This is a genomic window from Stenotrophomonas sp. Sm10 (assembly GCF_030985515.1).
Taxonomy (GTDB): Bacteria; Pseudomonadota; Gammaproteobacteria; order Xanthomonadales; family Xanthomonadaceae; genus Stenotrophomonas; species Stenotrophomonas hibiscicola.
Genome location: NZ_JAPTFO010000131.1, coordinates 1 through 6,171, shown reverse-complemented (window position 1 = coordinate 6,171; position 6,171 = coordinate 1). Strand labels below are relative to the sequence as shown.

Annotated in this window: 6 protein-coding genes; 2 read left to right on the top strand and 4 right to left on the bottom strand. The window is 68.2% G+C overall.

What is annotated here, in order from left to right; all coding sequences use genetic code 11:
* Positions 1 to 47 precede the first annotated feature (47 nt).
* Both O0J15_RS20080 and O0J15_RS20075 read left to right on the top strand, forming a co-directional pair.
* A complete protein-coding gene (locus O0J15_RS20080; RefSeq protein ID WP_308306185.1) occupies positions 48 to 551 on the top strand; it encodes a hypothetical protein in 504 nt (167 codons plus the stop codon).
* 47 nt (positions 552 to 598) lie between these two features.
* Positions 599 to 1,654 carry a suppressor of fused domain protein gene (locus O0J15_RS20075; RefSeq protein WP_308306184.1) on the top strand — a complete coding sequence of 352 codons (1,056 nt, stop codon included), beginning with the start codon at positions 599 to 601 and terminating at the stop codon, positions 1,652 to 1,654.
* Between the two features lie 88 nt (positions 1,655 to 1,742).
* On the opposite strand, the gene O0J15_RS20070 is transcribed toward O0J15_RS20075, so the two are convergent.
* The 4 genes from O0J15_RS20070 to O0J15_RS20055 form a co-directional block, all read right to left on the bottom strand.
* Positions 1,743 to 2,354, bottom strand: a complete 612-nt coding sequence (locus O0J15_RS20070; RefSeq protein WP_019659563.1) for a glutathione S-transferase N-terminal domain-containing protein — start codon at positions 2,352 to 2,354, stop codon at positions 1,743 to 1,745.
* Positions 2,355 to 2,438: 84 nt separating this feature from the next.
* Positions 2,439 to 2,897 (bottom strand): cell wall hydrolase, encoded by a 459-nt coding sequence (locus O0J15_RS20065; protein ID WP_004154513.1) that lies wholly within the window; start codon positions 2,895 to 2,897, stop codon positions 2,439 to 2,441.
* 299 nt (positions 2,898 to 3,196) lie between these two features.
* On the bottom strand, positions 3,197 to 5,227 hold the full coding sequence (locus O0J15_RS20060; protein WP_134730163.1) for an NADPH-dependent 2,4-dienoyl-CoA reductase: 2,031 nt from the start codon (positions 5,225 to 5,227) through the stop codon (positions 3,197 to 3,199).
* A 140-nt stretch (positions 5,228 to 5,367) separates the two neighbouring features.
* Positions 5,368 to 5,997 carry a YitT family protein gene (locus O0J15_RS20055; RefSeq protein ID WP_021202254.1) on the bottom strand — a complete coding sequence of 210 codons (630 nt, stop codon included), beginning with the start codon at positions 5,995 to 5,997 and terminating at the stop codon, positions 5,368 to 5,370.
* Between the last annotated feature and the right edge of the window lie 174 nt (positions 5,998 to 6,171).

The following is a 6,171-nucleotide window of genomic DNA, read 5'->3' as shown; positions in this document are numbered from 1 at the left end:
CGCCCGCGAGGGCGCGCCGGCATTGCGCATCGAGGGAGGGGGAGGCAATGGCATTGCTGCACGCCAAGACGGCTGCTGGCCGTCAGGAAATCGAAGACCGTGGCCGGCGCCTGCCGGCGGCACTGCGCTCGATCCTGCTGATGGTCGATGGCCATCGTGACGACACCGAACTGCGCGGCTTGTATGAAGGCCTGCGTGCGCCGCCCGATGCACTGGAGCAGCTGGCCGCGCTGGGCCTGATCGAAGTGATCGGCGGAAGTTCAGAGGCCGTGCCGGCGCGTGGCATCAGCACCGGTCGCGAACAGGACCCGGCGCTGTACCAGCAGCTGTACGACGCGATGAGCGATGCGGTGCGGCGCCATCTGGGCCTGAAGGGCTACTTCATGCAGTTGAAGATCGAACGCTGCACCGATGCGCTGGCGCTGGAACGCCTGTGCCCGGAACTGCTGGCAGCGGTGGGCAAGGCGCGCAGCCCGGCGCTGGCACAGCGCTGGTGGCAGGAAACCCAGGCTGCCGTGGTCAAGGGTGGTGGTGAGGTCGTGCAGGCCTGAGCCACCGCGTAAAGTGATCGGTTCACTTCCCCCACAAGGAGTCCCGCGTGCAGGACGACCACGACGACACCGATACCCCCGGCTGGGACGCGATCAATGCGGCGCTGGCGCCGCTGTATGCCGGGCAGGAGCCACGTCACTTCGGCACCGCGCTTCCGTACACGCTCGGTGGCCAGGATCCGCTCGATGGCATCAGCGTGTACTGGGCGGATGCGCCGGTACCCCACTGGCACTACGTGACCTACGGCTTCTCCGAGCTGTATGCCAAGGAGAGCAGTGATGCCGCCACCAGTGGCTATGGTTTCGAGCTGACGTTCCGTCTCGCCGCCGAAGCCGCTGAGAACGCCGACAGCACGCCGCCGGTGTGGCCGATGAACCTGCTGCAGAACCTGGCGCGTTATGTGTTCGCCAGCGGCAACGTGTTCGAGGATGGCCACCATCTGAATGCCAACGGCCCGATCGCGCTGGAGACCGACACGCGGCTGTGCCATCTGGCGTTCATTGCCGACCCGAAGTTGCCGGCACGCGACACCGCCAATGGCCACCTGCAGTTCCTGCAGCTGGTCGGGCTGACCGATGAGGAGATGGAAGCGGTCAAGCGCTGGTCCACGCGCGGCGTGCTGCAGGTACTGCAGCCGGCAATGCCACTGTGGATCAGCGACCTGCACCGCGGCAACCTGCTGGAGGACCAGGCGCTTGCCGCGCAGGTGCGGGAAGGCAGCGAGCGCGAGGGCTCCAGCACCGGCATGCTGTTCATCGAGACGTTGGACTGGCGGCAGGAGGCGGGCGTCACCACGCTGGTGCTCGGCGCCGGCCAGGTGGCCAGCGTGTGCGAGCTGCTGCCCTTGCGCCTGCGCCACGGCAGATCGCTGGAACTGGTCAGCCGCGAGCGGCAGTGGGAGTTCGTCGCGAACGGGGGCGGTGAAGCGGCGGACGTATCCGCCGACAGCGCGCGCTGGTCACTGGACGAGGCGGGCCTGCAGGCCCTGGCAGGGGTGCGCGCCGAGCGCGGGGTTTACCCGCTGGCGGGGGCGCTGCGCATCGAAGTGATGCCGACCTACCTGCGCGATGCCAACGGTGAAGTGATCCGCCAGATCGGTTGACCACGCCCTGGCGTATCGGCCCCCGCCTGCGCAGGGCAGAGGGGTCAGGCCCGTCCGCCACGCGAACGGCTCTGACCCCGGGTCATGATCAGGCCAGCCCTTCGGCCTTCAGTGCGGCCTGCACGCCGGCATCGGCGTCCATGCGCGCCTTGTAGGCGGCCAGGTTGTCCAGGCCCGACAGGTCGACCTTGGTACCGGCGGCCCAGCGCAGGGTGATGTAGAAGTACGGGTCGGCGAAGCTGCGGAAGCCGGCCAGCCATGGCTTGTCGGCCAGCTGCCTGTCAGCGGTCTCGAACAGGCCACGCAGGCGCTTGTGCGCGGCGGCGCGGATCGCATCGAACTGGCTCTCGTCGGCGATGAACTTGCCCGGCGCGAACAGCGGCGAGAAGGCCGGATGCACGTCGGAATTGACGAAGGCCAGCCAGCGGGTGGCTTCGGCGCGCTGGCGCGGGCTGCCGTCACCGCCGAGGCCGGCCTGCGGGAAGCGATCGGCGATATAGCCCATGATCGCGGCGTTCTGCAGCAGCACGAAGTCGCCGTCGACCAGCGCGGGCACCGCACCGGCCGGATTGATCTTGAGGAATTCCGGACCCTTCAGGGTGTCCTTGTTCAGCAGTTCAACCTCGAACGGCTGGCCGGTCCACTGCAGGGCGATGTGGTCGGCGGTGGAACAGGCACCGGGCTTGCTGTACAGCTTCATGGGAACTCCAGGTGATGCGGGCGGGAAACGCCCACTATCCCAGAGCCTGCCGGCAGGCGGCAACGCTGCCGCCGGCACGGATCGTTACGACTGCCGCGGCTTGAGGTTCTGCACCTTATAGAAGGTGTGATCGCCGATGGTGGCCACCTGGTAGGCATTGCGCCAGTTCGGGCTGGCGATGGACAGCGCGGCGAAGTGGCTGGCACCGGGCACGATCTCGCGGCGCTCGCCGGCCGGCAGCGCCCAGTTGCGCTCGGCGTCGAAAGCGACGTTCATCGCCTCGCTCCACGCCGCGTCATTGCCCAGCTGGGTGCCGGGGGAGACGATGGTCGGTGCGAACTGCTTGCGCGCGGTGACGACCTGGCACATCGAGTCGCCCCACAGGCCGCTGTCAAGGCGACGCAGGGCGACCTCGGCGACGGCCTGCTGGCCGCGCAGGGTCTGGTCGCGGGCTTCCAGGTAAACGGTGGTGCTCAGACACAGTGAATCAGCGGCCGGCTGCGGCAACAACTGCGACAGCCAGAGAATCCAGGCCAGTTTCATATAACTCCTTGCTCCGTATGGGCCGCACCTTCCGGTTCCGGCCGCGGGGGCGACAGGAGGCGGGGTACGACTTGGCGTCATGGGGAGGCGGCCATCGGGGCCGCCCCGTGGGCAGCCCCAAAAAGAATCGATCAGTACTGATCGGTGGGGCCACGCCAGCTCACCGGAAACTGGCTGGTGAGCGGAAAGATGGCGCAAGGTAGGGGGGAATAGCCGAACGCATCGTGAACCGCCCGGCTTGACATTCAGGTTCGACGGAGGTGACGGAAATCACATTCCGTCCCCCATTCAGGCGCTCATCAGAGCGTGGCGGCCACCCGGCTGCCCTGGTCGATTGCCCGCTTCGCGTCCAGTTCGGCGGCCACGTCGGCACCGCCGATCAGCTGCGCGTTGATGCCGGCGGCCTGCAGTTCGGCCTGCAATGCGCGGTTCGGTTCCTGCCCGGCGCAGATCACCACATGGTCTACCGGCAGCAACTGTTCGCTGCCTTCCACGCGGATGCGCAGGCCTTGATCGTCCACGCCCAGGTACTCGACGCCACCGAGCATGCGCACGCCCTTGGCCTTCAGTGTGGCGCGGTGGATCCAACCGGTGGTCTTGCCCAGTCGCGCGCCGGGCTTGCCGGGGCTGCGCTGCAGCAGCCACAGGCGCCGCGGTGACGGCTCGACCTCGGGCCGGCCCAGCGAGCCGCGTGCCTCGAAGCTGGCGTCCACGCCCCATTCGGCCATCCAGCGCTGCGGGTCCAGCGACGGCGACTCGCCAGCGTGGCTGAGGAATTCGCCGACGTCGAAGCCGATGCCGCCGGCGCCGATGATCGCGGCAGTGGCGCCCACTTCGACGCGGCCCAGCAGTACGTCCAGATAACTGACCACCTTGGCGTGGTCGGCGCCGGGGAAGCTGACCTTGCGCGGGGTGATGCCGGTGGCCAGCACCACCTCGTCGAAGCCGGCCAGGCTGGACGCGTCGGCGCGGGTGTTCAGGCGCAGCTGCACGCCGGTTTCGGCCAGCTTGTGGCGGAAATAGCGCAGGGTTTCGTGGAACTCTTCCTTGCCGGGGATGCGCTTGGCCACGTTGAACTGGCCGCCGATCTCATCGTGGGCATCGAACAGGGTGACCTGGTGGCCACGCTGGGCCGCGACAGTGGCACAGGCCAGGCCGGCCGGGCCGGCGCCGACCACGGCAACCTTCTTCGGCGCGGGGGTGGGGCGATAGACCAGTTCGGTCTCGTGCGCGGCGCGCGGATTGACCAGGCAGCTGGCCAGCTTGTTCTCGAACACGTGGTCCAGGCAGGCCTGGTTGCAGGCGATGCAGGTATTGATCGCTTCCGCGCGGCCTGCACGGGCCTTGTTGGGCCATTGCGGGTCGGCCAGCAGCGGACGTGCCAGCGACACCATGTCGGCGCCGCCGCCGGCGAGGATGCGTTCGGCGACGTCGGGCATGTTGATGCGGTTGGTCGCCACCAGCGGCAGCGTCACATGCGGTTTCAGTTTGGCGGTGACACCGGCGAAGGCCGCACGCGGCACCGAGGTGGCGATGGTCGGAATGCGCGCCTCGTGCCAGCCGATGCCGGAATTGATGATCGTCGCGCCAGCCGCCTCGATGGCCTGCGCCTGCTGCACGATCTCGTCCCAGTTGCTGCCGTCGTCCACCAGGTCGACCAGCGACAGGCGGTAGATGATGATGAAGTCCGGGCCGCAGGCCTCGCGGATGCGGCGCACGATCTCCACTGCAAAGCGCATGCGTTGGTTGGCGTCGCCACCCCAGCGGTCGGAGCGCTTGTTGGTGCGCGGGGCAATGAACTCGTTGATGAGGTAGCCCTCCGAGCCCATCACCTCCACCCCGTCGTAGCCGGCCTCGCGGGCCAGCTTCGCGCTGCGCGCGTAGTCGGCGATATGCCGCTCGACGCCACTGGCCGACAGCGCGCGCGGGGTGAACGGGTTGATCGGCGCCTTCAGCTTCGACGGTGCCACCGACAGCGGGTGATAGGCATAGCGGCCGGCGTGCAGCAGCTGCAGGCAGATCTTCGCGCCGTGCTGGTGCGCGGCGGCGGTGAGCTGCCGGTGCGGGCGTACCTCCCAGGGCCAGGACAACTTGCCGCCAAAGGGCTTCAGCCAGCCCACCACGTTCGGTGCGAAGCCGCCGGTGACGATCAGGCCAACGCCGCCCTCGGCGCGTTCGGCGAAGTAGGCCGCCAACCTTGGGAAGTCGCGGGCGCGATCTTCCAGTCCGGTGTGCATCGAGCCCATCAGGACGCGGTTGCGCAGCTGGGTGAAGCCCAGATCCAGCGGGGCGAACAGATGGGGATAGGCGCTTTCGTTGGCTGGCGACATGGTCGATACGCTTGCGTACGGAAGCGCGAAGCGTGCCGCGAAATGGCGGCCGGGGCAAGGGCCGCTGGATCGCGCCTGCAGCGCTGCCCCCGAACTCGGGGGGGCGGTAGTGCCGGCCGCTGGCCGGCATTCGGGTCAACTCAGGGCGATTGTGGTTGTCGGCCTGCGGTCGGCACGACCGGGCGGCGGCCGATCCCGAACCAGCCCAGGGTGACGCCGCACAGCGGGCCGATCAGCAAGGCGAAGGCGAGGGTGCCGAGGCCGACGTTGCCGCCCAGCCACCAGCCCAGCAGCAGCACGCTGCCTTCGATGAGGCTGCGCACCTTCCAGATCGCCCAGCCGGTGCGGGCATGCAGGCCGGTCATGAGGCCATCTCGTGGACCCGGGCCGAGGCGGGCGCCGATGTACAGGCCGGTGGCCAATGCCACCAGCAGCATGCCCGCGCAGAACATCGTCAGTTGCCAGCCAAGGCCGACGGCCGGCGGCAGCAGCCACAGCCCGAACTGCGCGGAGGGACCGATCAGCATCACGTTGAGCACGGTGCCGACGCCCGGCTTCTGCCGCAGCGGCCACCACAGCAGCAGCACCAGTGCGCCAATCACATTGGTGGCCAGGCCAAACGAGAGCGGGGTCTGCGCGGCGATGCCCTGTGACAGCACATCCCACGGCGCCACGCCGATGGCGGCACGGATCATCAGCGAAGCACCAAAGCCGTACAGGAACAGGCCGGTGATCAGTTGCAGCAGGCGCAGGGGCAGGGCGGTGGGCACGGTGGGCTCGGGGGAGAGGAATCTGTTTCCACCGTAATCCCGATTCAGTCACTTCAATAGATACAGATGCCGACCAATCCGCCGCTACAGGCGGAATCTGTAGAGCCGAGATCCTATGTTCGTGGTCAAGCCTGCTGGAAGCAGGCTTGACCCACTTTCAGCATGGCCGGGTCA

Excerpts from the sequence above, each read along its gene's own strand:
- O0J15_RS20080 (WP_308306185.1), top strand. The coding sequence starts at position 48 with ATGGCATTGCTGCACGCCAAGACGGCTGCTGGCCGTCAGGAAATCGAA.
- O0J15_RS20070 (WP_019659563.1), bottom strand. The coding sequence starts at position 2,354 with ATGAAGCTGTACAGCAAGCCCGGTGCCTGTTCCACCGCCGACCACATC.
- O0J15_RS20065 (WP_004154513.1), bottom strand. The coding sequence starts at position 2,897 with ATGAAACTGGCCTGGATTCTCTGGCTGTCGCAGTTGTTGCCGCAGCCG.
- O0J15_RS20060 (WP_134730163.1), bottom strand. The coding sequence starts at position 5,227 with ATGTCGCCAGCCAACGAAAGCGCCTATCCCCATCTGTTCGCCCCGCTG.